19 protein-coding genes and 1 pseudogene are annotated in these 21,244 nt (G+C 66.4%); 7 read left to right on the forward strand and 13 right to left on the reverse strand.

Annotated elements, in window-relative coordinates; translation table 11 throughout:
• The first annotated feature begins 23 nt into the window (after nt 1–23).
• A complete protein-coding gene (locus ACQR1B_RS04915; RefSeq protein WP_434834444.1) occupies nt 24–593 on the forward strand; it encodes a nucleotidyltransferase family protein in 570 nt (189 codons plus the stop codon).
• Nucleotides 594–681: 88 nt separating this feature from the next.
• Here ACQR1B_RS04915 and ACQR1B_RS04920 read toward each other — a convergent pair whose 3' ends face one another.
• From ACQR1B_RS04920 to ACQR1B_RS04940, 5 genes are all read right to left on the reverse strand, one after another.
• Nucleotides 682–1,398 (reverse strand): cytochrome c biogenesis CcdA family protein, encoded by a 717-nt coding sequence (locus ACQR1B_RS04920; protein WP_434834403.1) that lies wholly within the window; start codon nt 1,396–1,398, stop codon nt 682–684.
• Between the two features lie 6 nt (nt 1,399–1,404).
• Nucleotides 1,405–1,806 (reverse strand): thioredoxin family protein, encoded by a 402-nt coding sequence (locus tag ACQR1B_RS04925; RefSeq protein WP_434834402.1) that lies wholly within the window; start codon nt 1,804–1,806, stop codon nt 1,405–1,407.
• 140 nt (nt 1,807–1,946) lie between these two features.
• Nucleotides 1,947–2,618, reverse strand: a complete 672-nt coding sequence (locus ACQR1B_RS04930) for a PAN domain-containing protein (protein ID WP_434834443.1) — start codon at nt 2,616–2,618, stop codon at nt 1,947–1,949.
• Nucleotides 2,619–2,889: 271 nt separating this feature from the next.
• A complete protein-coding gene (locus ACQR1B_RS04935) occupies nt 2,890–4,260 on the reverse strand; it encodes a glutamate--cysteine ligase (RefSeq protein ID WP_434834401.1) in 1,371 nt (456 codons plus the stop codon).
• A 96-nt stretch (nt 4,261–4,356) separates the two neighbouring features.
• Complete coding sequence (locus ACQR1B_RS04940) at nt 4,357–4,845, reverse strand: MarR family winged helix-turn-helix transcriptional regulator (protein WP_434834400.1); 489 nt, start codon at nt 4,843–4,845, stop codon at nt 4,357–4,359.
• Between the two features lie 150 nt (nt 4,846–4,995).
• On the opposite strand from ACQR1B_RS04940, the pseudogene gstA reads away from it, so the two are divergent.
• Nucleotides 4,996–5,609: pseudogene (gene gstA / locus ACQR1B_RS04945) on the forward strand (glutathione transferase GstA).
• 93 nt (nt 5,610–5,702) lie between these two features.
• Here gstA and ACQR1B_RS04950 read toward each other — a convergent pair.
• The 6 genes from ACQR1B_RS04950 to ACQR1B_RS04975 all read right to left on the reverse strand — a co-directional run bounded on the left by ACQR1B_RS04950 (nt 5,703) and on the right by ACQR1B_RS04975 (nt 12,281).
• Nucleotides 5,703–5,999, reverse strand: a complete 297-nt coding sequence (locus ACQR1B_RS04950; protein ID WP_434834399.1) for a type II toxin-antitoxin system RelE/ParE family toxin — start codon at nt 5,997–5,999, stop codon at nt 5,703–5,705.
• A 4-nt stretch (nt 6,000–6,003) separates the two neighbouring features.
• A complete protein-coding gene (locus tag ACQR1B_RS04955; protein ID WP_434834398.1) occupies nt 6,004–6,213 on the reverse strand; it encodes an addiction module protein in 210 nt (69 codons plus the stop codon).
• A gap of 112 nt (nt 6,214–6,325) precedes the next feature.
• Nucleotides 6,326–8,539 carry a 3-hydroxyacyl-CoA dehydrogenase NAD-binding domain-containing protein gene (locus ACQR1B_RS04960; protein ID WP_434834397.1) on the reverse strand — a complete coding sequence of 738 codons (2,214 nt, stop codon included), beginning with the start codon at nt 8,537–8,539 and terminating at the stop codon, nt 6,326–6,328.
• A gap of 133 nt (nt 8,540–8,672) precedes the next feature.
• Nucleotides 8,673–9,881, reverse strand: a complete 1,209-nt coding sequence (locus ACQR1B_RS04965; RefSeq protein WP_434834396.1) for an acetyl-CoA C-acetyltransferase — start codon at nt 9,879–9,881, stop codon at nt 8,673–8,675.
• Between the two features lie 83 nt (nt 9,882–9,964).
• Nucleotides 9,965–11,755: an acyl-CoA dehydrogenase C-terminal domain-containing protein gene (locus ACQR1B_RS04970; RefSeq protein ID WP_434834395.1), complete on the reverse strand. Its 1,791-nt coding sequence runs from the start codon at nt 11,753–11,755 to the stop codon at nt 9,965–9,967.
• Nucleotides 11,756–11,882: 127 nt separating this feature from the next.
• Entirely contained in the window at nt 11,883–12,281 is a 399-nt protein-coding gene (locus ACQR1B_RS04975; protein ID WP_434834394.1) for a nuclear transport factor 2 family protein, read from the reverse strand.
• 136 nt (nt 12,282–12,417) lie between these two features.
• Between ACQR1B_RS04975 and ACQR1B_RS04980 the strand changes: the two genes are divergently transcribed.
• The 5 genes from ACQR1B_RS04980 to ACQR1B_RS05000 all read left to right on the forward strand — a co-directional run bounded on the left by ACQR1B_RS04980 (nt 12,418) and on the right by ACQR1B_RS05000 (nt 19,528).
• On the forward strand, nt 12,418–13,005 hold the full coding sequence (locus ACQR1B_RS04980; protein ID WP_434834393.1) for a PadR family transcriptional regulator: 588 nt from the start codon (nt 12,418–12,420) through the stop codon (nt 13,003–13,005).
• A gap of 191 nt (nt 13,006–13,196) precedes the next feature.
• Nucleotides 13,197–16,679 carry a hypothetical protein gene (locus ACQR1B_RS04985; RefSeq protein ID WP_434834392.1) on the forward strand — a complete coding sequence of 1,161 codons (3,483 nt, stop codon included), beginning with the start codon at nt 13,197–13,199 and terminating at the stop codon, nt 16,677–16,679.
• 171 nt (nt 16,680–16,850) lie between these two features.
• Nucleotides 16,851–17,678, forward strand: coding sequence for a hypothetical protein (locus ACQR1B_RS04990; protein ID WP_434834391.1), 828 nt, complete (start codon nt 16,851–16,853; stop codon nt 17,676–17,678).
• Nucleotides 17,679–17,825: 147 nt separating this feature from the next.
• Entirely contained in the window at nt 17,826–18,752 is a 927-nt protein-coding gene (locus ACQR1B_RS04995; protein ID WP_434834390.1) for a sulfite exporter TauE/SafE family protein, read from the forward strand.
• Nucleotides 18,749–19,528 carry a TIGR02186 family protein gene (locus ACQR1B_RS05000; protein WP_434834389.1) on the forward strand — a complete coding sequence of 260 codons (780 nt, stop codon included), beginning with the start codon at nt 18,749–18,751 and terminating at the stop codon, nt 19,526–19,528. The genes ACQR1B_RS04995 and ACQR1B_RS05000 overlap by 4 nt, the downstream gene beginning before the upstream one ends.
• A 20-nt stretch (nt 19,529–19,548) precedes the next feature.
• Here ACQR1B_RS05000 and ACQR1B_RS05005 read toward each other — a convergent pair whose 3' ends face one another.
• The gene (locus ACQR1B_RS05005) at nt 19,549–20,310 is read right to left on the reverse strand and encodes an MBL fold metallo-hydrolase (protein ID WP_434834388.1); all 762 of its coding nucleotides are present in this window, start codon (nt 20,308–20,310) and stop codon (nt 19,549–19,551) included.
• A complete protein-coding gene (locus ACQR1B_RS05010; protein ID WP_434834387.1) occupies nt 20,307–21,230 on the reverse strand; it encodes a DMT family transporter in 924 nt (307 codons plus the stop codon). The genes ACQR1B_RS05005 and ACQR1B_RS05010 overlap by 4 nt, the downstream gene beginning before the upstream one ends.
• Between the last annotated feature and the right edge of the window lie 14 nt (nt 21,231–21,244).

The raw sequence follows: 21,244 nt of genomic DNA on the forward strand, positions 1-21,244 counted from the left end.
GCATAGCATCGCCCTCCGTTGCCATGACCGAAGACGACTTCATCGCGGCCGCGCTCCGCAATCCCGTCAACCTCGCCATCATGGACGTGCTGCGCGAAACGGCGCTGCCCGACGCCTGGATCGTCGCGGGATGCCTGACGCAAACCGTGTGGAACATGCGCACCGGCCGTCCCATCGACCATGGCATCAACGACTACGACATCTTCTATTTCGACCCTGACACGTCCTGGGAGGCCGAAGACGTGGTCATCCGGCGTATCGCATCCCGCCTCGATGGTATCGACGCCGAGGTCGAAGTGCGCAACCAGGCCCGCGTCCACCTCTGGTATCCCGCCAAGCACGGCCGCCCGTACCCGCCGCTGATGCGCTCCACGGACGGCATAGACCGCTTCCTTACGGCGAACACTCAGGTCGGCCTGCGTCCTGTCGCCGGCAAATACGAGCTCCATGCACCCAAAGGTCTCTCTGACATCGAGCAGATGATCGTACGGCCGAACTACACAGCTAACTTTTCGGCAGCGAACTACGCGGCCAAGGCTGAACGCTGGAAGGCACTATGGCCGGAGATCACGGTGATCGCCGCAGAGGAATGACCGGCGCTTAGGGAGGAGCCATCGCTCTCTCCGCCCGTCACGTCCCGGAATGACATTGAGTGTGTTGTGCGCCCTTGCCCGACACTAACTAGATCGACGTCGTCAGTTCCGTCAGCCAAGCGGGTGAAACATCGACCAGCCACGCCTCCAGCTGCTTGTCGGCGCCGCTGAGGATCGCCGCCGCCACGATCACGAAGGCAGCGCCCATCAGCATCTTGCCGAGCTTGCCGGCGGACAGCAGCCGCGCACGGAGCCGCGCCATGGTCGTTCGCGACACCGCCCCGAGCAGGACCAGCGGCAAGCCCGCTCCGAACCCGAACGCCAGCATAGTCAGAGTCACGCGAACGAGGTCGCGCCCTTGCGAGGCCAGGAGCGACGCGGCTCCCAATGTCGGCCCGACACAGGGCGACCAGACTGCTCCGAGCAGCAGCCCCATCATGAACTGACCGCCGGCGCCGGAGGCAGTGAAGTCCTGCGAGTGCCGGTCGGCCCAGCGCTGCACCGGGCCGCCGGCGACGGCGAGTTGCGCCTGCCAGGACGGCACCAACAGGACCACACCGATCGCCAGCATGATGACCGCCGCGACGAGGCGGAACGCTCCGGCATCGAGGCCGATGCCGCTGCCTGCGAGCGCGATGAACAGGCCGATGCCGGTGAACGACAGGGCAAGGCCGGCCGCGAGCGCCAGCGTGCCGCGCGGATGCGCTGATGCCCCCGCCCCCAGCACGATCGGCACCAGCGGCAGCACGCAGGGCGACAGGATCGAGAGCAGGCCGGCGACGAACGCCAGCACCAGCGCGATCATGTCGCGTTACAGGCTCTTGTCGAGCAGCGCCGCGATCGAGGCTTCCTTGGTATCACCGACGGAGCGTCCGGCCTCGGTTGCGCCCTTGAAGGCGATCAGGGTCGACTGCATCTGCGCGCCGAACGCTTTGACGACCGGCTTCATGTCGTCGAAATCGACGCGGAAAATCTTCAGGCTCTTGAATTTCGGCTCGGCCGCGAGCTTGTCGATGATCGGCTTTTGCGCCTTGCAGGTCGGGCACCAACTGGCATCGATTTTGATGAGGATCGGCTGGCCGGCGGTCTGCGCCGCCTTGAAGGCCGCGTCTGAGTAGGGCGTGGTCTCGACAGCCCATGCCGTCCCAAGCCCTCCGACGGCGACTGTGGCAGCAAGCGCTGCGGTGACGAAGAACCTGCGCGAATACGTCATGGCAAACCCCGATCTCTGCGTTGCGACAGGCAGCCGACGGCCAGAGCCGTCCAGCGCCGCAACTCGAATACGAGCGCAGCCGATGCAATGTTACGAGGCGGCGGAGAAAAACATTCTGGCGTCCCCAGGGCCTGAACAGGTCAGCGCACCACGCCCGACGTGAATCCCGCCCTCCGCCGCGGCGGCTTGATTTCCTTCTTCAGGAAGCAATGCGCCTCCTTGCCGGCATAGCCCGGGCGGGCGAAGGTCCAGGCGCGGCATTTGTTGTCGCCGGTGCAGGCGGCCTTGCAGATCTCTTCCGCGTCGGCTGATTTCTCCGCGCTCTTGTCGGCCGCCTTGTCGCTGCTCTTCTCGCCCCCCTTGTCCGCGACCTTGTCGTTGGCCTTCAGATCGGAGGTCTTGATGTCGAAGCTGCGATAGTCACCGCCGGGACGGTCGATCGAGGTCTCGACGGCGTCGTTGCGGATCTCGACGACGCCGGAGCCGCGCACGCCGGAGACACAGCAATTGTCGGGAACGCGCGCCGGCACGCTGTTCTTCAGCCAACACACGGCGCCCGCTTCCATGACCGTCGGATAGTTGAAGCTCCAGGCGCGGCAGCGCCGGTCGTGCTCGCACAGCAGCGCGCAATCGGCCGGATCGCCCGAGGCGATCGGCGCGCTCATGTAGTCGCCACCCGGACGGTCGGAATAGCTCTGCGCCGCCACGGGCATCAGGCACGCAGCGGCAAGCAGGCACGCAGCAGCGAGCGGGCACGCAAATGCCCGCAACCATGCCCCGATGAAGCGCCCCGCGCGCCGCCGCTGAAACATCCGACCCATTGTTGACGCTTGAGTTTTCTTCACTGTTCTTGGGCCGTCATTTGATCGCCACGAACCTGTATGGCGGATGAACGGGCCCGGCGGATGGGCCGCGCTGAAGGCAGGACAGCGGCGCCCGAGCGCCGGTCCGGAGGTGGAGACACAAACCGCAACAAAAAAGCACGCGTCGGCCGCCCGGCGGACATGTCACAGGACCTCACCAAACCTGCGACAAACCGCAGGCTCGGCTCCACAAAAGACGCCCGGCCCCGGCCGTCGTGGCTCAGAATGCGTATTCGTCGTAGGCCGGCTCGACCGAGCCGCGCCAGGGGCCGTTGAACTTCTCCAGCATCTCCTCGGCCGGTGAACGGCCGCAATCGATGATCTGGTCGAGCGGCTCGAGATAGCGGCTTTCGTCGCGTCCGAGATGGTCGATGCGGCCGCGCCGGCGCAGGCCGTGGTGCGCCAGGGTCAGGCATTCCTTGGCGATCTCGAACACGTAGCGGCCGCGGATCTTGGCCTTGAAGCCCAGCCGCGGCACGTCGTCCCGCAGGTCCTGACGCTCGCCGGCGCTCCAGCCCTTGACCAGATCCCAGGCGGCATCGAGGCTGGTGTCGTCATAGAGCAGGCCGACCCAGAGGGCCGGCAGCGCCGGTAGGCGGCCCCACGGCACGCCATCGGCGCCGCGCATTTCGAGATAGCGCTTCAGCCGCACCTCGGGAAACGCGGTCGAGAGATGATTGGCCCAGTCCGACAGGGTCGGACACTCACCCGGCATCGCCGGATTCCTGCCCTCGAAGAAATCGCGGAACGAGGTCCCGGAGACGTCGATATAGGTCTCGTCGCGCTTGACGAAATACATCGGTACGTCGAGCGCGTAGTCGACCCAGCGCTCGAAGCCCATGCCGTCCTCGAACGCCCAGGGGATCATGCCCGAGCGCTGATTGTCGGTGTCGCGCCAGATCTCGGAGCGGAACGACAGATAGCCGTTCGGCCTGCCTTCGGTGAACGGCGAATTGGCGAACAAAGCGGTGGCGATCGGCTGCAGCGCGACCGAGACCCTGAGCTTCTTGACCATGTCGGCTTCCGAGGAGAAGTCGAGATTAGTCTGCACGGTGCAGGTCCGGTACATCATGTCCAGCCCGTAGCGGCCGACCTTCGGCATGTAGCCGGTCATGATCTTGTAGCGGCCCTTGGGCATCACGGGAATCTGTTCGCGCGACCAGGATGGCGTCATGCCGAGCCCGAGAAAGCCGATGCCGAGCGGCGTCGCGATCTCGCGCACCTGGGCCAGATGCGCCATCAGCTCGCTCTGGGTCTGGTGCACGGTCTCGACCGGCGCGCCGGACAGCTCGAACTGGCCGCCGGGCTCCAGCGAGATCGCGCCGCCGCCGGTGACGTCATAGAGCCCGATGATGTTACCGCGCTCCATGATCGGCTCCCAACCGAGCAGGAGCTTCATGCCTTCGAGCAGCGCGCCGATGCCGCGCGCGCCCTCGTAAGGCACCGGATGGTGGCCATCGAGCGTGAACGGCGTCTTCTCGTGCTCGGTGCCGATGCGAAAGGCGGATGGCGGCTTCACGCCGGCCGCAAGCCACGCCACCAGCTCGTCGCGCGACTGCAGCGGGGTCATATCGATCTGGTCACGCGCCATGGGAGTCTCGGTTCAGAAGCGCTTCGAGGGTCGCGCGTGGTGACAGGAAAGGCCGCGGCCCCGAGGGGGCCGCGGATGTGAATGGGAACGGATGCTTCATCGGGTCGACGCGCCCTCTCCGGCAGACAATGGGACCGCCTGACCGCAGGAACAGCCGAGCCGGTCGAGCAGCGCGCAGAGCTTGGCGGCGTCGGTATCCGACAGCTTGGAGCCGACATGCTTCTCGATGGCGGCCGAATAGGCCGACCACATCCGCTTCTGCAGCTCGCGCCCGGCCTCGGTGATCTCGACGAACTGGCCCCGCTTGTCCATCTTGCATTCGCGCCTGACGACCAGACCTTCGTCGACGAGCCGGTCGATCAGCCGGGAGGTAGAATATTGCGGTATCAGCATCTGCCGTTCGAGCTCGACCGGACGCAGCTCACCCGACGGCGCCCGGGACAGCTCCAGAAGCGCATCATACCAGGCGAGCGGCGGAAAACCGGCCTTCTTCAGCTCCTGCTCGACACAGTCGAGCACCCGGCTCTGGACCCGCATCAGGCGGATCCAGGCGGCGGTCGCCTCGGTCGATGGTTTGCGTCTCATGGGCCGGCTCGTGTCCTCAGGGGTCCCCGTTCTAGCGCATTCGATGCAGCTGCATCAATCTCGACGATTCCATGCAAATGCATGCAACGACCGCGTTTGGCCCGCCGATCGGTTCCACCCACAACGACGGTCTCACGGCGGGAATACAAGATGAAGCTTTATTATTCACCCGGCGCCTGCTCGCTCTCACCCCGCATCGCCCTGCTCGAGGCCGCCCTGCCCTACGAGCTCGTCAAGGCCGATTTGCGCGCCAAGACCTCGGAAAATGGCGACGATTATCTCGAGGTCAATCCGGGGGCCAAGTGCCGGCGCTAGGACTGCCGAGCGGCGAAACCGTGACCGAAGGCCCGGTCATCGTCCAGATGATCGCCGACCAGGCTTCGGTCAAGAACCTCGCCCCGGCCCGCGACAGCGGCGAGCGCTACAAGCTGTTGGAGTGGCTGAACTTCATCACCTCGGAGCTGCACAGGAATTTCGGCTCGATGTTCTCGCCGGCGCTGGCCGACGACGCCAAGGCGTTCTTCAAGGACCGCGTGATGGGCAAGTTCAAATATATCGACGGCCAGCTCGCCGGGCGCGATTACCTGATGGGCGAGCAGTTCACCGTGGCCGACGGCTATTTGTTCACCATCCTGACCTGGGCGGACCGGATGAAGTTCGACCTGTCGGCGATGCCGAATCTGGCGGCCTACAAGAACCGTGTCGCCGCGCGGCCGAAGGTGCAGGAGGCGCTGACGAAGGAAGGGCTGATGAAGGCGGGGTGAGGCCTGTCTCGGCGTCCTCGAAGACTTGAACAGTGCAGGCGATGCGATCCCTCTGTTCTCTGGCAGAGGGATCGTCATCTTAGCGGATGGATCTCAAGAAGTACGGCTTTGCCACACCTGCGGATTGCGGCTCGTGTGAAAGACGGCCACGACGTATACGACCGCGCCGGTCTCCCGAAAGATGAGCAGATATGGAAAGCGCCGGAGCAGCGCCCGCCGCGTTCGATAGGGCGAGGCGGGGAATTGTTTGGGGTTATCACCGATCCTCAAGACGGTAACTCGCAGCGCCTCGCGGAAAGAGGAAACGATCTCGGGCGCGTGCGCTTCGTACCAGGCCAGAGCGTCTTCGAGATCACCACGCGCGGCGGCCGTCAAGAAAACCTGCGGCATCCCATCAGCGCCGCTTATTCAGCTCGACCTCGACCTCGTCCCAGGACATGGCTCCTTGTACATCGGCTTCGAAGGTCACCATGCGGCGGGCAAGTTCCGCCTCCTGAGCAGGAGTCAGACTGACGTCTTCGGGCGCCAAGCTGTCCCACAGCTCGCCAATGAGATCGAGCCGTTCCTTTTTTGTCAGCTTGGCGATGTCGATCGTGTCGGCCATGACCCCAATATAGCGCGACAGACCGGAAAAGACGACCCCAAGATAGCGGGCGTCTGCGGCATCTCGGCAAGCCCCCGCGTGAGCGTCACGAGGGCTCGCCAGGGATCACAGCTTAGGCCGCGGCCTTCTTCGGCGGGAAGCGGCCGTAGAAGGTTTCGTTCTTGGCGGCCATTTCCTCCAGCAGCTTCGGCGGGGTGAAGCGCGAGCCGTACTTCGCCGTGTACTTGTGGCACAGCTCGACGAATGTCTTCGTACCCATGAAGTCGATGTAGGACAGCGTGCCGCCGGTGAACGGCGCGAAGCCGAAGCCGAGGATGGAGCCGACATCGGCCTCGCGCACGTCGGTGATGACGTGGTCCTCGACGGTGCGCGCGGCCTCCACCGCCTGTACCACCAGGAAGCGCTGCTTCAGCTCCTCGACATCGAGCGTATCGGGATCGAGGTGCTTCGGCTGCAGCTTGGCAAGATCCGGCCACAGGCTCTTCTGACCCTTGCCCTTCTCGGGATAGTCATAGAAGCCCTTGGCGTTCTTGCGGCCGAAGCGGCCCTGCTTCTCGACCAGTTCGACCATCAGCTTCTTGTGGTCCTGGTTGATCGCGTTGGGTCCGAGATCGTGCTCGGTCGCCTTCATGATCTTGAGGCCGAGATCGAGTGCAACCTCGTCGGACAGCGACAGCGGGCCGACCGGCATGCCGGCCATCTTGGCGGCGTTCTCGATCATCGCCGGCGGCACGCCTTCGAGGAACATCTCGTTTCCTTCCGCGATGTAGCGCATCACGCAGCGGTTGGCGAAGAAGCCGCGGGAATCGTTGACCACGATCGGCGTCTTGCCGATGGTGCGGACATAGTCGAGCGCGGTCGCCAGCGCGACGTCGCCGGTGGCCTTGCCCATGATGATCTCGACCAGCATCATCTTCTCGACCGGCGAGAAGAAGTGGATGCCGATGAAGCGGCCCTGGTCCTTGAACTCCTCGGCCAGCGAAGTGATCGGCAGGGTTGAGGTGTTGGAGGCGAAGATCGCGCCGTCCTTCAGATAGGCTTGCGCCTTGGCGTAGGTCTCGGCCTTGACCTTGCGGTCCTCGAACACGGCCTCGATGACGAGGTCGCAATCCCTGAGCACCGCGTAGTCGGCGGTCGCCGTGATGCGGCCCATGATCGCCTCGGCCTCGCCCGGCTTGGCGCGGCCCTTCTTGACCAGGCCGTCGATCACGCTCTGCGCATGCGCCCGGCCCTTGTCGGCGCTCTCCTGGTCGCGGTCGATCAGCACGACCTCGAGTCCGCCGCGGGCCGAGACGTAGCCGACGGATGCGCCCATGAAGCCGGCGCCGATGACGGCGATCTTCTTGATCTTGGTTGCCGGCACCTCGGCGGGGCGGCGTGCGCCCTTGTTCAGTTCCTGCATCGACAGGAACAGGCTGCGGATCATCGCGGCCGCTTCCTTCGAGCGCAGGATCTTGGTGAAGTAGCGCGATTCGACGCGCAGCGCGGCGTCGATCGGCAGCTGCAGGCCCTCATACACGCAGCTCATGATGGCGCGCGCGGCCGGATAATTGTCGTAGGTCTCGCGGCGATAGATGGCGTTGCCCGCCGGGAACATCATCATGCCGTTCTTGGAGAACACCGGGCCGCCGGGCAGCTTGAAGCCCTTCTCGTCCCACGGCGCGACGGCCTTGCCGCCGCCCTTGATCCAGTCCTTCGCGGCCTTGATGAGATCCGCGGCCGGCACGATCGCATCGACCAGCTTGAGCGCCTTGGCCTTGTCGAGCGTCAACGCCTCGCCCTTCAGCAGCAGGTTCATCGCGTCCTGTGGCTGCACGATGCGCGGCACGCGCTGGGTGCCGCCGGCGCCGGGGAACAGGCCGACCTTGATCTCGGGCAGGCCGAGGCGGGTCTTTGGATTCTCGGCCGCGACGCGATGATGACAGGCGAGCGTCAGCTCGAAGCCGCCGCCGAGTGCGAGGCCATTGATCGCCGCGACCCACGGCTTGCCCGAGGTTTCCATCGCCCGGTAGATCTGCGAGAAGCGCCGGCTGTTGTCGAACAGCATCTGGTTGGCGGCTTCGTCGCCCTTGCTCTTCAGCAGCTCGGCATAGGTTCGATTCATGCCCTCGAGCATCGACAGATCGGCGCCGGCGCAGAACGCCTCCTTGGCCGAGGTGACGACGACGCCCTTGATGGCAGCGTCAGCGGTGGTGTCCTTGACGAGCGTCTCGAGCTCGATCGCCGAGGTCTCGTCGAGCACGTTCATCGAACGTCCGGGAATGTCCCAGGTGATCAGCGCAATGCCGTCCGCATCGGTTTCGAGTTTGAAGTTCTTGAAGGCCATATTGATCTCCCTCGGTGCCGGCAGCCGATCGGCGCGGCGTTGTCCTGTATTCGTAGGGTGGGTTAGCGCAGCGTAACCCACCGATTCTCGCAACACGGCGGGTTACGCCTTCGGCTAACCCGCCCTACGGCAATTATACCCGCTCGATAATCGTCGCGGTGCCCATGCCGCCGCCGATGCACAGCGTGACCAAAGCCGTGGCCTTGCCGGTGCGCTCCAATTCGTCGAGCACGGTGCCAAGGATCATCGCGCCGGTGGCGCCGAGCGGGTGGCCGAGCGCGATGGCGCCGCCATTGACGTTGATCTTGTCCTTGTCGATCTCGAACGCCTGCATGTAGCGCAGCACGACCGAGGCAAAGGCCTCGTTGAGCTCGAACAGGTCGATGTCCGATTTCTTCATGCCGGAGCGCTCGAACAGCTTCTCGGTGACGTCGACCGGGCCGGTCAGCATCATCGCCGGCTCCGAGCCGATATTGGCGAAGGCGCGGATCCTGGCGCGGGCTTTCATGCCGTATTTCGCGCCGGCCTCCTTGCTGCCGAGCAGCACCGCGCCGGCGCCGTCGACGATACCTGAGGAGTTGCCGGCGTGGTGCACGTAGTTGACGCGCTCGATTTCCGGATGCGACTGGATCGCCACCGCATCGAAGCCGCCCATCTGCGCCATCGCCGCAAAGGACGGCTGCAGTTGCGCCAGCGACTGCATCGTCGTCGACGGCCGCATGTGCTCGTCCTTGGCGAGGATGGTCAGGCCGTTGATGTCCTTGACGGGCACGACCGACTTGTCGAAACGGCCCTCCTCCCAGGACTTCGCGGCGCGCTGCTGGCTCTGCACGGCATAGGCGTCGACGTCGTCGCGCGAGAAGCCGTATTTGGTGGCGATCAGATCGGCCGAGATGCCCTGCGGCATGAAGTAGGACGGCACCGCCATCGAGGGGTCCATCGGCCAGGCGCCGCCGGAGGCGCCGATGCCGACGCGGCTCATCGATTCCGCGCCGCCGCCGATGACGAGCTCATGCTGGCCGCTCATGATCTGCGCGGCGGCGAAGTTCACGGCATCCAGGCCCGAGGCGCAGAAGCGGCTGATCTGGATGCCGGGGACGGCCTCGCCGAGGCCTGCGTTCAGCGCCGCGAAGCGCGCGATGTCGGAGCCGGCCTCGCCGACGGGATCGACCACACCGAGCACGACGTCATCGACGGCGTCCTCGGGGATGTTGTTGCGGTCCTTGAGCGCCTTCAAGGGAACGGTGGCGAGCGCGAGCGCGGTCACCTCATGCAGCGCGCCGTCGGCCTTGCCGCGGCCGCGGGGAGTACGCACGTGGTCGTAGATAAAGGCCTCAGGCATCACGCCCTCCTCATCTGGTCTGGTTCTTGTTGGCAGTGACGACGACAGCCGGCGCACGAACAGCACCGGCTGTCGTCTCGTCCTCAGAAGGCTTCCGCCGGCAATTCCATCACGGTCGCGCAGCCGGCCTGCAGGCGGGCGAGATGCGCGGCGGTCTCAGGGATCACGCGCTCCATGAAGAAGCGGCCGGTCACCAGCTTGGTGGTGAGATAGGTCGAGCTGTCGCCGGCCGCAATCTTGTCCTGCGCCACCTTGGCCATCTTCGCCCACATGTAGCCGAAGGTGACCAGCGCGAAGAGATGCATGTAGTCGGTCGCGGCAGCACCCGCATTGTCCGGCTTGGTCATCGCGTTCTGCATCAGCCACGTCGTGGCCTGCTGCAGATGGCCGAGCGCGGTCGACAGCGGCGTGATGAACGGCTTCATCTCCTCACTGCCGCCATGCTCCTTGGCGAAGGAGCCGACCTCGTTGAACAACGCCATCACGGCACGGCCGCCGTCGCGCGGCAGCTTGCGGCCGACGAGATCCAGCGCCTGGATGCCGTTGGCGCCTTCGTAGATCATGGCGATGCGCGCATCGCGAACGAACTGCTCCATGCCCCATTCGGCGATGTAGCCGTGGCCGCCATACATCTGCTGCGCCTGGACGGCGTTGGCGAAGCCCATGTCGGTCATGTAGCCCTTCATGACCGGGGTCATCAGGCCCATGTGGTCGTCGGCCGCCTGGCGGTCCTTCGGGTCCTGCGAGCGATGGGCGACGTCGCTCTTCAGCGAGGTCCACACCACCATCGCGCGCGCCGCCTCGTTGAAGGCGCGGATCGACAGCAGCGTGCGGCGCACGTCGGGATGCACGATGATCGGATCGGCCGCCTTGTCCGGCGCCTTGGCGCCGGTCAGCGAGCGGCCCTGGATGCGCTCGCGCGCATAGGCGGCCGCGTTCTGATAGGCGACCTCGGATTGCGCGAGGCCCTGCACGGCGACGCCGAGCCGGGCCTCGTTCATCATCACGAACATGCCCTGCATGCCCTTGTTCTCTTCGCCGATCAGCCAGCCGGTGGCGTTGTCGTAGTTCATCACACAGGTCGAGTTGCCGTGGATGCCCATCTTGTGCTCGATCGAGCCGCAGCTGACGCCATTACGCGGACCGACGGTGCCATCCGGCTGCACGAGGAACTTGGGCACCACGAACAGCGACACGCCCTTGATGCCGGCCGGCGCGCCCTCGATGCGGGCAAGCACGAGATGGATGATGTTGGGGGCCAGGTCGTGCTCGCCGGCCGAGATGAAGATCTTGGTGCCGGAGATCCTGAAGCTGCCGTCGTCCTGGCGCACCGCCTTGGTGCGCAAGAGGCCGAGATCGGTGCCGCAATGCGGCTCGGTCAGGTTCATGGTGCCGGTCCACTCGCCGGCCACCATCTTCGGCACGTAGGTCTTCTTCTGCTCCTCGCTGCCATGCACGATCAGCGCGGCGGTCGCGCCCATGGTGAGGCCACCATACATCGCAAACGCCATGTTGGCCGAGCACTGGAATTCGTTGACGGTCTGGCTCAGCGTCACCGGCAGGCCCTGCCCGCCATATTCCGTCGGTGCCGACAGGCCGAGCCAGCCGCCTTCCGTCAGTTGCTTGTAGGCCTCCTTGAAGCCCTTCGGCGTGGTCACGCTGCTGTCGTCATGGCGCTTGCAGCCTTCGAGATCGCCCACGCGATTGAGCGGCTGCAGCACCTCTTCGGCGAGCTTGGCGGCTTCGCTGATGATGGCCTCGCGAACGTCGGCCGAGGCATCGGAGAAGCCGGGCAGATTGTCGTAGCGGTCGATCTGGAACACGTCGTTGAGCAGGAAGGTGACATCTTCCACGGGGGCTTTGTAGATCGGCATCGGAGTCTCCGGCAGGAAGGCTGAAGTTTCAGACGGGACGTTTCTCGGACGCGGCAATCATGTGGCCGCGGACTGTAGCGATTTCTCCGGGCTTGCGGCAGCCGTTAGTTTGCGGCTGGTGGTCGCGTCACGACGGTTTGCTCATGGCGGCCAGTTGCTCCTCCATCAGGCGGTGCAGCAGATTGATCGCCTTGAGCGGCCGCACCATCACCTTGAAGTGAGTGATCAGCCCGGCGTGATCGAAGCTGATGATGTCGACACCGTTGAGCCGGATGCCCTCGATCTCGTTCTCGAATTCGAGCACGGCCCCCGTGGCGTTGCGCCACTCGCGGACATACTTGAATCCCGGGCCGCCTAAGACTTTCTCAGCACTCGCGAGATATTTGAACGTGATGTCGCGGCCGCGCTGCGGCGTATGCACGACGGGACTTTCGAACACGGCGTCGGGATGCAGCAGCTCCCAAAGTGCGCCATGATCGTGAGACCTCATATAGCCGTACCATCCGTCGAGGCCGGTCATTGTCATTGGGCGTCTCCTCGGGCGGGACAGGTCAGCACCACAACCACCCCATATGCACATTGACGCATATGCGCCAATGTGCATAATGTCAAGCGTGCATCGGGGCAGACGCCGATCAGAAAAACGGGAGAAGTTTCCGGCCATGGCCCTTGGCGACGCCATCCTCGCTTGTCTCACCGAACATCCGATGACGGGCTACGAGCTCGCCAAGACCTTCGACTCCTCGATCGGCTTCTTCTGGAAGACCGACCACCAGCAGATCTATCGCGAGCTGTCGCGGCTGCGCGACCGTGGCTACATCCAGGGCCGCGAGGTGGTGCAGACCGGCAAGCCGAACAAGCTCGTCTATACCCTGACGGCGGAAGGCCGCGCCGCGTTCCGGAACTGGGCCGCGCGGCCAAGCGTGCCGGCCTCGACCAAGGACGACCTCCTGGTCCGCCTCTACGCGCTGGGTGCCACCGACATCGCGCCGCTGCGCGCCGACCTGATGGCGCGGCTGGAGCATCATCGTGATCGCGCCGAGCGCTACGACCGCATCCTCAAGAAGCGCTTTCCCGACGAGACGGCATCGCCGGCCGACCTCGGCAAGCTGCTCAACCTGCGTCTCGGGCTGCGTCATGAGCGCATGGTCGCGGAATGGTGCGAGGAGGCGATCACTGCATTGTCGGCCATCTCGTCTCCCGGCAATGTACAGCCGCTCGATCCATCGCCACGGGAAAATGCGGGCTGATGCGCGCCGCTTGATAGTGCCGCAAAACTTCTGACCGCTTCGACGGTAAACTTAACCCGTTATTTACTGTAAAAGTCAAAAGTCGGGACCAGTGGCAGGCGATCTGCGCGGATTCCGATCATGCTCGCTTCGGGACGCGCGGGGAGGCTGGAGGCGCTTGGTGGAGCGCCGGAAGCGGAACCGGACGAGACATGAATTCGCGTGTACCGTGGAGTAATGAAGGCATCGACCCGTCCGTCCGCGAGAGGGCCGAGGCCGCGGCGCAACGCGCGGGAATGACGCTGAACGACTGGATCAATTCCACGCTCGGCGCGTCAGCCCCGCCGGATTTCCGCGGCAGCCCCGCACCGCGCAGCGCGCCGCCGGTCCATCGCGATGCCCGCGAAGTCGCCGACATTCATCAGCGGCTCGATTCCATCGCCCGTCAGATCGAGCACATGTCGCGTCCCGGAACGCGCAAGGACGCGCCACGCGACGAGCAGGGCGTCGCCCGCCAGCTCAACGACGCCATCTCGCGGCTCGACGCCCGCCTGTCGCAGATCTCGACACCGATGCGCAAGCCCGGCACCGAGGACCACTATCGCGGTCCCGACGGCGTCGAGCGCGCCGCCGCCCAGCTCTATCGTCCCGCGCAACCGCTCAGCGCCGGCTCCTTCGACGTCGCCGTGGCCGAGATCAGCGCCCGCCAGAGCGAACTCGATAATGCCCGCTCGCTGCCGCCGTATCAGGCGCCGCCGACGGCGCCCGCGATGGCGCCCGCATCCGCTCCGCTGATGACGCCGCCGCCGCCGGCGCCTGCGCCCGGTCCCGATTTTTCGCTGCTCGAACGGCATCTGCTCAAGATCACCAGCCAGATCGAGGCGCTGCATCGCCCCGAGGACGGAATCGAGCAGTCGATTGCCGGCTTCCGTACCGAACTCGCCGAGATTCGCCTCACCATCACCGAGGCGATGCCGCGACGCGCGATCGAATCGATCGAGAACGAGATCCGCTCGCTGTCGCGCCGCATCGACGAGAACCGCCAGAGCGGCGTCGATGGCCAGGCGCTGGCCGGCATCGAACGCGCGCTCACCGACATTCGCGAGGTCGTCGGCGCGCTCAAGCCGGCCGAGCAGCTCGCCGTCTACGACGAGGCCATTCGCAATCTCGGCGCCAAGCTGGATCTGATCCTGCGCGCCAATGACGATCCCGGCACGGTTCAGCAGCTCGAGAGCGCCATCGCCGCGTTGCGCACCATCGTGGCCAATGTCGCGTCCAACGACGCGCTGGAGCGGCTGTCGGGCGATCTGCGGCAATTGTCCTCGAAGGTCGACCAGGTCACGCAGGCGCGCGACAGCCACGACTCGTTCCACGATTCGTTTGCGGCGCTCGAACAACGCATCGCCGCGCTGACCTCGACCCTGGAGAGCCGGGAGCGCCCCGTCGCTGCGCCCGACAACTCCGCCCAGATCGAAGACGCCCTGCGCGGCCTGTCCGACCGCATCGACCGTCTGCAGGTCGGCAATGACGGCTCGTCGGCGATCACCCATCTGGAACAGCGGATCGGCTACCTGCTGGAGCGGCTCGAAGCCACCAACGACCCGCGCGGCGGCAACATGACCCGCGTCGAGGACGGGCTGCAGGACATCCTGCGCTATCTCGAGCGGCAGCAGGCGACCTTTGCGGCGCTGGCCGAAAGCCGGTCGCAGCGCGAGTCCACGCAGGACGGCGGCCTGATCGACATGGTCAAGCGCGAGCTGTCCGACATCCGTTTCAGCCAGACCGAGACCGACCGCAACACCCAGGATTCGCTGGAGGCGGTTCACAACACGCTCGGTCACGTCGTCGACCGCCTCGCCATGATCGAGGGCGACCTGCGCAACGTGCGCGCGACGACCAGCCAACCGGCTGCGCTGCCGCCGCTGGCCCCGCCGATCGAGCCGCCGATGCCGGCCGCTCGCGCGCCGGTGCCGCAGGCCTTTGCCGAACCGGCCAGGGCCGAACCCTCCTATCGGCCGGAGCTGCCGAACCCCGCGGCGGCGCAGGCCGCCGTCCCCATGACTTCCCCGGCAGCGCCGCCGTCGGCCTTCGCAGCCGCCCCGCGCGACTTCCACGCTGCAGCGGCGCAGGCGGCTCCCTTGCCGCCGCCGATCCCGCCCAAGGCCATTGCAGACATCCTGGAGCCGCACGCGGCCCAGGCGGCCCGTCCGGCCGCGATCGTTCCCGAACTGCCGCCGGATCATCCGCTGGAGCCGGGCACCCGCCCGCCCGGCCGGACCGCGTCTCCCGCGGAGCGGATCGCGGCGTCCGAGGATGCCCTGAGCGAGCTTCCGGCCGGCAAGCGCGAGCCCGTCTCGACGTCGAGCTTCATCGCCGCCGCCCGGCGCGCGGCGCAGGCGGCCGCCGCGGCTCAACCGGTCGACGCCAAGAAGGCCAAGAAGGACAAGCCGAAGGAGAAGGCCAAGGAGCCGCCGAAGGATGTCGCCAAGGAGGCTCCCAAGGAGCCGGCGAAGGCCAAGATCAAGGAGAAGCCGACGGCCTCCCTGACGTCCGAGGGCGACGAAGAGGTCTCGACCATCGGCTCGAAGATCCGCTCGCTGCTGGTCGGCGCCAGCGTCGTGGTGATCGTGCTCGGCACCTTCAAATTCGCGATGTCGCTGCTCGACACCGGCAGCACGCCCCCGCCCGTCTCGCCGATGGAAAGCCAAAGCGAGGCGCCGCGCGCGCAAATGCCGTCGGCCTCCCCCAGCCTGTCGCCGCGGCCGGCCACACCGGACCAGAACGTGCCCTCCCTGACATCGCCGACGCCGATCGATCGGCAGTCCTACAACAGGTCGATGCCGACGGAGTCGGAGACGATCGCGATGCTTGCGATCCCGCAGGACACCGAGAAGCAGGCCGCCGCGGGCGACGTCACCGGCACGATCCCGACCGCCGCCAACGGCCAGAAGCTCGGCCTCGTCCAGGTGCCGGCGTCCGAGAAGCTGCCGGATGCGATCGGCGGAATGGGGCTGCGCAATGCGGCCCTCAAGGGCGATCCGACCGCGGCCTACGAGATCGGCGTGCGCTTTGCCGAGGGCAAGGGCATCGCGGCGAACTACGAGGAGGCCGCGAAATGGTATGACCGCGCGGCCCAGGCCGGGCTCATTCCAGCCGTGTTCCGTCTCGGCACCTTTTACGAGAAGGGCCTCGGCGTGAAGAAGGATGCCGACGTCGCGCGCCGCTATTACGTCGTCGCCGCCGAGCGCGGCAATGCCAAGGCGATGCATAACCTCGCCGTGCTCGATGCCGACGGCGGCGGCAAGGGAGCGAACTACAAGAGCGCGTCGCAATGGTTCCGCAAGGCGGCCGAGCGCGGCGTTGCCGACAGCCAGTTCAACCTCGGCATCCTCTATGCCCGCGGCATCGGCGTCGAGCAGAACCTTGCCGAATCCTACAAATGGTTCACCCTGGCCGCAGCGCAGGGCGATGCCGACGCCGGGCGCAAGCGCGACGACGTCGCCAAGCGGCTCGATGCACAGTCGCTGGCGGCGGCCAAGCTCGCGATCCAGACCTTCACGGTCGAACCGCAGCCCGATGACGCCATCAACGTGCCGACGCCGGCCGGCGGCTGGGATGGCGCGCAGGCGATCGCCAAGGCCGCAGCCGCCAAGGCGGCACTGGCCAAGCGGGCCGCGGTGACAGCACCGCGCTGACCTCGCCACACCAGGCGGCCACGCCCTGCTCTGAACTGCGGGCCGCAGCGGCGCGACATCTCCACGCCCCCTCCTGGCGGCGGGCACTTGCGCGCCATAGTCTCGTGCACCCATACGATGCAGATCATCGGCGGCGCCCGACGGCCTGCGGCGTGGAGGGAGTGAACTGACGTGACATCCGACGAAGGCCAGCACGGTGGCCGGCCGTTTCGACAATCGCCCACCGGCCCCCGGATCGCGCCAAAGAGACCGGCGGACGTCACCGCCGCACCTCCTTCGCGCGCCCCGCAGGTGACCGACGGCTATCCGGCGGCGTTCAGATGGCGGCGGCTGGCCTCGGTCGTCTTCTTCGTCGCGATCGTGCTCGGCACCGGCATTCGCGCCTATCGGGACATGTCGCGCCCGGACGCCTGGTCGTTCTGGAAGGATCAGTACGTCTCGCCGAGCCTGTCGTCGACGGTGATCGCCGATGCCGCAATTCCGGGGCTTCGCGACAGGCGCACCGTGCTCGCCGTCAGCGGCCGCATCGGCCCGGCGGCGGCCGGCTGGCTGCGCGAACGGATCGACGAGGCCTATCTGAAGCCCGGCGACGTGATCCTGCTGTCCTCGCCGGGCGGCAATCTCGACCAGGGCGTGATCATGGGCGACATCATCCGTGCGCACGGCCTCGCGACGACAGTCGGGGCGGTCGACGATGCCGGCCGCATCCGCGCTTCCGGCTGCGCCAGCGCCTGCGTCTTTGCCTTCGCCGGCGGCCAGATCCGCTATGGCCTCGACGGATCGGCGCTCGGGGTGCACCGGTTCACCTCGGCGGCCCAGGGCGAGGACGCCGTCGCCGATACCCAGCGCGTGACGGGCGCGATCCTCGGCTACATGACCCGCATGGGCGTCTCGTCCCAGGTCATCGAAGCCATGTCCGAGACTCGCGACATCCGCTGGCTGGAGCCGAGGGAAGCCGAATCGATGAAGCTCGTCACGGCGCCGCTCGCGGCGAGGTGACCGATCGCGCCGGCGAGACGCACCTTCGAATCTCGATGGCTGGGCAGGGAATCCCTGATCCATTCGCGCCCGTTTTCGGTTATGCAGGACCCTGGCACCTGCTTCGCATGCGCGGGATGCTCCGGTTGAACTCGCAGGGCCGCGCGGATGCAGATCTACCTCCCGATCGCCGATCTCCCGGTCAACATCTTCCTGCTGCTGGCCATGGGGGCTGCGGTCGGGTTCGTCTCCGGCATGTTCGGCATCGGCGGCGGCTTCCTGATGACGCCGCTGCTGATCTTCGTCGGCATCACGCCGGCGGTCGCGGTCGCCTCGGTCTCCAGCCACATCGCCGCCTCCTCCTTCTCGGGCGCGCTCTCGTATTGGCGGCGGCGCGCGATCGATCCCTCGCTCGCGCTGGTGCTGATGATCGGCGGCACGCTCGGGACCGCGCTCGGCGTCGCGACCTTCACTTTGTTGCGCTCGCTCGGCCAGCTCGATCTGATGATCGCGCTGTCGTACGTGGCGCTGCTGACCAGCGTCGGCGGCGTCATGTTCTGGGAAGGCCTGAGCGCCATCCTGCGCGCGCAGCGCGGCGCCGCCGCCACGGTGCGGCGGCCGGGCAGCCACGTCTGGGTGCATGGCCTGCCGCTGAAGATGCGGTTCAAGCGCTCCAAGATCTACGTCTCCGTCATCCCCGTGATCGGCATCGGCCTCCTGATCGGCTTTCTCGGCGCCGTCATGGGCATCGGCGGCGGCTTCATCCTGGTGCCGCTGCTGATCTATCTGCTGCGCGTTCCGACCTCGACCGTGATCGGCACCTCGATGGTGCTGACGCTTGCCACGATGATGATCGCGACCATGCTGCACGCGCTGAGCAATCATCTGGTCGATGCCGTCCTGGCGCTGATCCTGATGGTCGGTGGCGTCACCGGGGCGCAGTTCGGCGCCCGCGCCGGGCAGATGATCCGCGGCGAACAGCTGCGGCTGCTGCTCGGCCTGCTGATCCTCGCCGTCGGCATCCGCTTCGCCATCGAGCTCGTGATCAAGCCTGACGACCTGTTCACGGTGCGTGAGACCGGAGGCAGCCAATGAGGCCGTTCCGCCTCGCCGGCCTGGCATTGCTGCTCCTGCTGGCGGACGCGGCATCGGCGCGCGCCGAACGCCTGATCGCCTCCGTCTCCAATCATCGCGTCACGGTGACGCCGAACTATTCCGGCGAGGAACTGGTGCTGTTCGGCTCGGTCGAGAGGGACGCGCAGACGCCGCCGGGCCGCACCGCCTATGATCTCGTGGTCACCGTGCGGGGGCCGCGCGCCGACATGGTGACCCGGCGCAAGGAGCGCAGGTTCGGCATCTGGATCAACACCGACTCGCGCCAGTTCCTGAAGGTGCCGGGCTATCTCGCGCTGTTCGCCAACCGGCCGTTCGATGCGATAGCCGCGCCCGAGGTGCAGCGGCGGCAGCAACTCGGCCTCACCAACGTGCTGCTGACCCAGCGTGTCGGGCCCGATTATGCCGACGTGGTGCCGAACGATGTCTTCCGCAGCGCCTTCGTGCGGCTGCAGTCGCAGCATGGGCTGTACCGCGAGGACACGTCCGCGGTGACCTTCCTGACGCCGACCCTGTTCCGCACCGGCATTCCGCTGCCCGCGGCGGTGCCGATCGGCACCTATGAGATCGAGATCAAGCTGCTCGCGGACGGCGCGCTCGTCACCAAGACCGAGACCGCGTTCGAGATCGTCAAGGTCGGCTTCGAGCAGTTCGTCGCGACCAACGCGCGGCAGAACGGCTTCGTCTATGGCCTGGTCACGGCTGCGATGGCGCTGATGACGGGCTGGATGGCCTCGATCGTGTTCCGAAGGGATTAGTCGATCCGCGGTCATCGAGCTTATCTGTCGATCACCGTCCTCACACCCGGCTCGAGCAGCTGCAGCCGCGCGCCGAACCCGAGCGCATCGAAGGTGTTGCGCAGATCCTGCGCGCTCTGGCGGAAATGGGCCCAGCCATCGGTGTGGACGGGCACGATGACAGCGTCGGCAAAGACGCGCGCCGTCTCGATTGTATCGTTGGTGTCCATCGTCAGATGGAACGGCCCGCGCGTCTGCGCCGCGCCGGCGAACGGCAGCACGATTCCCGCATTGAAGCGCCGCGCCACCTCGGCGACGCCGTCGTAGAACACAGTGTCGCCGCTGATATAGATCGGCGCACCTCCGTCGGGCTGCAGCACGAAGCCGATGACATCGCCTGCGAGCGGCTCGATGCCGGCCGGACCATGGCGCGCCGGCGTCGCCGTCACCTTCAGCGATTGCCCATCCTTCGTCAGCTCGGTTTCGCGCCAGGGCGCGAGACCTTCGGCATTGGCACCGAGCCGCGTTGCGCCGATCTCGGTGGTCAGCACGCGCGGCGCGCGGGTGAGGAAGGCCCGTCCGCCATGATCGAGATTGTCGGAATGCTGATCATGGCTGAGCAGCACCGCATCGACGTCGCCGATCGCATCAGCCGTCAGCGCCGGCCGCGAGAGCTTCTCCAAGGTGACGTGCGGCAGCTGATATGTGCCGGGGCCGTCAAAGGTCGGATCGGTCAGCAGGCGGAAGCCGTCGATTTCGATCAAGGCGGTCGGACCGCCGATCAGGGTGATCGCAACGCTCATGATTGTGCTCCCATTGTCCGGGCCGGCGCCCGTGTCACCAGATAGATCCCGAGCACGACCGGCACGACGCCGAACAGATCCTGCAGCGCGACGTGCTCGCCGAGCACCAGGAAGGCGAAGATCATCGCCAGCGGCGGCATCACGAAGTGATAGGCGCTGGCCGCGGTCGCGCCACAGACCTTCAGCAGATGGAACCAGAGCACATAGGCCAGGATCGAGCCGCCCAGCACCAGAAAGGCGAACGCGCCGGCCAGTTGCGCATTCGGCACGACGTCGTGGACGCTGGAGATCGAGAGCGCGACCGGCCACAGCACGACGCCGGCGGAGAGGTTCTGGATGCCGTTGCCGACCCACAGGCTGCCCTGCGGCGCCAGCTGCTTGAACAGGATGGTGCCGGTGACGATCGAGGCCAGCGCCGCCAGAGTGTAGAGGATGCCTTCGAGCTGGTCGGTGCCGACCGACATGCGGTGCCAGACGATCATGGCAACGCCGATCGTGCCGAGCGCGAGGCCCGCGACCTTGCGCAGGGTCAGCGGCTCGCCCAGCAGCAGTGCTGCGAACACCGCCGTGAACACCGGATTGGCCGAGACGATCAGACCGCCGAGCCCCGCCGACACCGTCTGCAGCCCGGTATAGCCGAGGCCGAGATAGAGCGCGTTGTTGGCGATGCCGATGATCGCAAACACCGCGGCGTCGCGCCAGCTCATCCGCAGCTCGCCGCGGATCGCCGGGACCACCAGGATGAGGACACCGGCGAGCGAGAACCGCGCCGCGAGCAGCAGCAGCGGCGGGCAATAGGTCACGCCGATCTTGCCGGCGGCGAAGGCGAAGCTCCACAGCAGGCAGAACAGGGCGATCTCGAGCGGCAGCAGGCTTGACGTCATGCGGGGCACGGCAACCGGGGATGAGACGGACGACATCAGGGCTCTCCTTT

The organism is Bradyrhizobium oligotrophicum (genome assembly GCF_051168495.1).
In the GTDB taxonomy this organism is placed as follows: Bacteria; Pseudomonadota; Alphaproteobacteria; order Rhizobiales; family Xanthobacteraceae; genus Bradyrhizobium; species Bradyrhizobium oligotrophicum_A.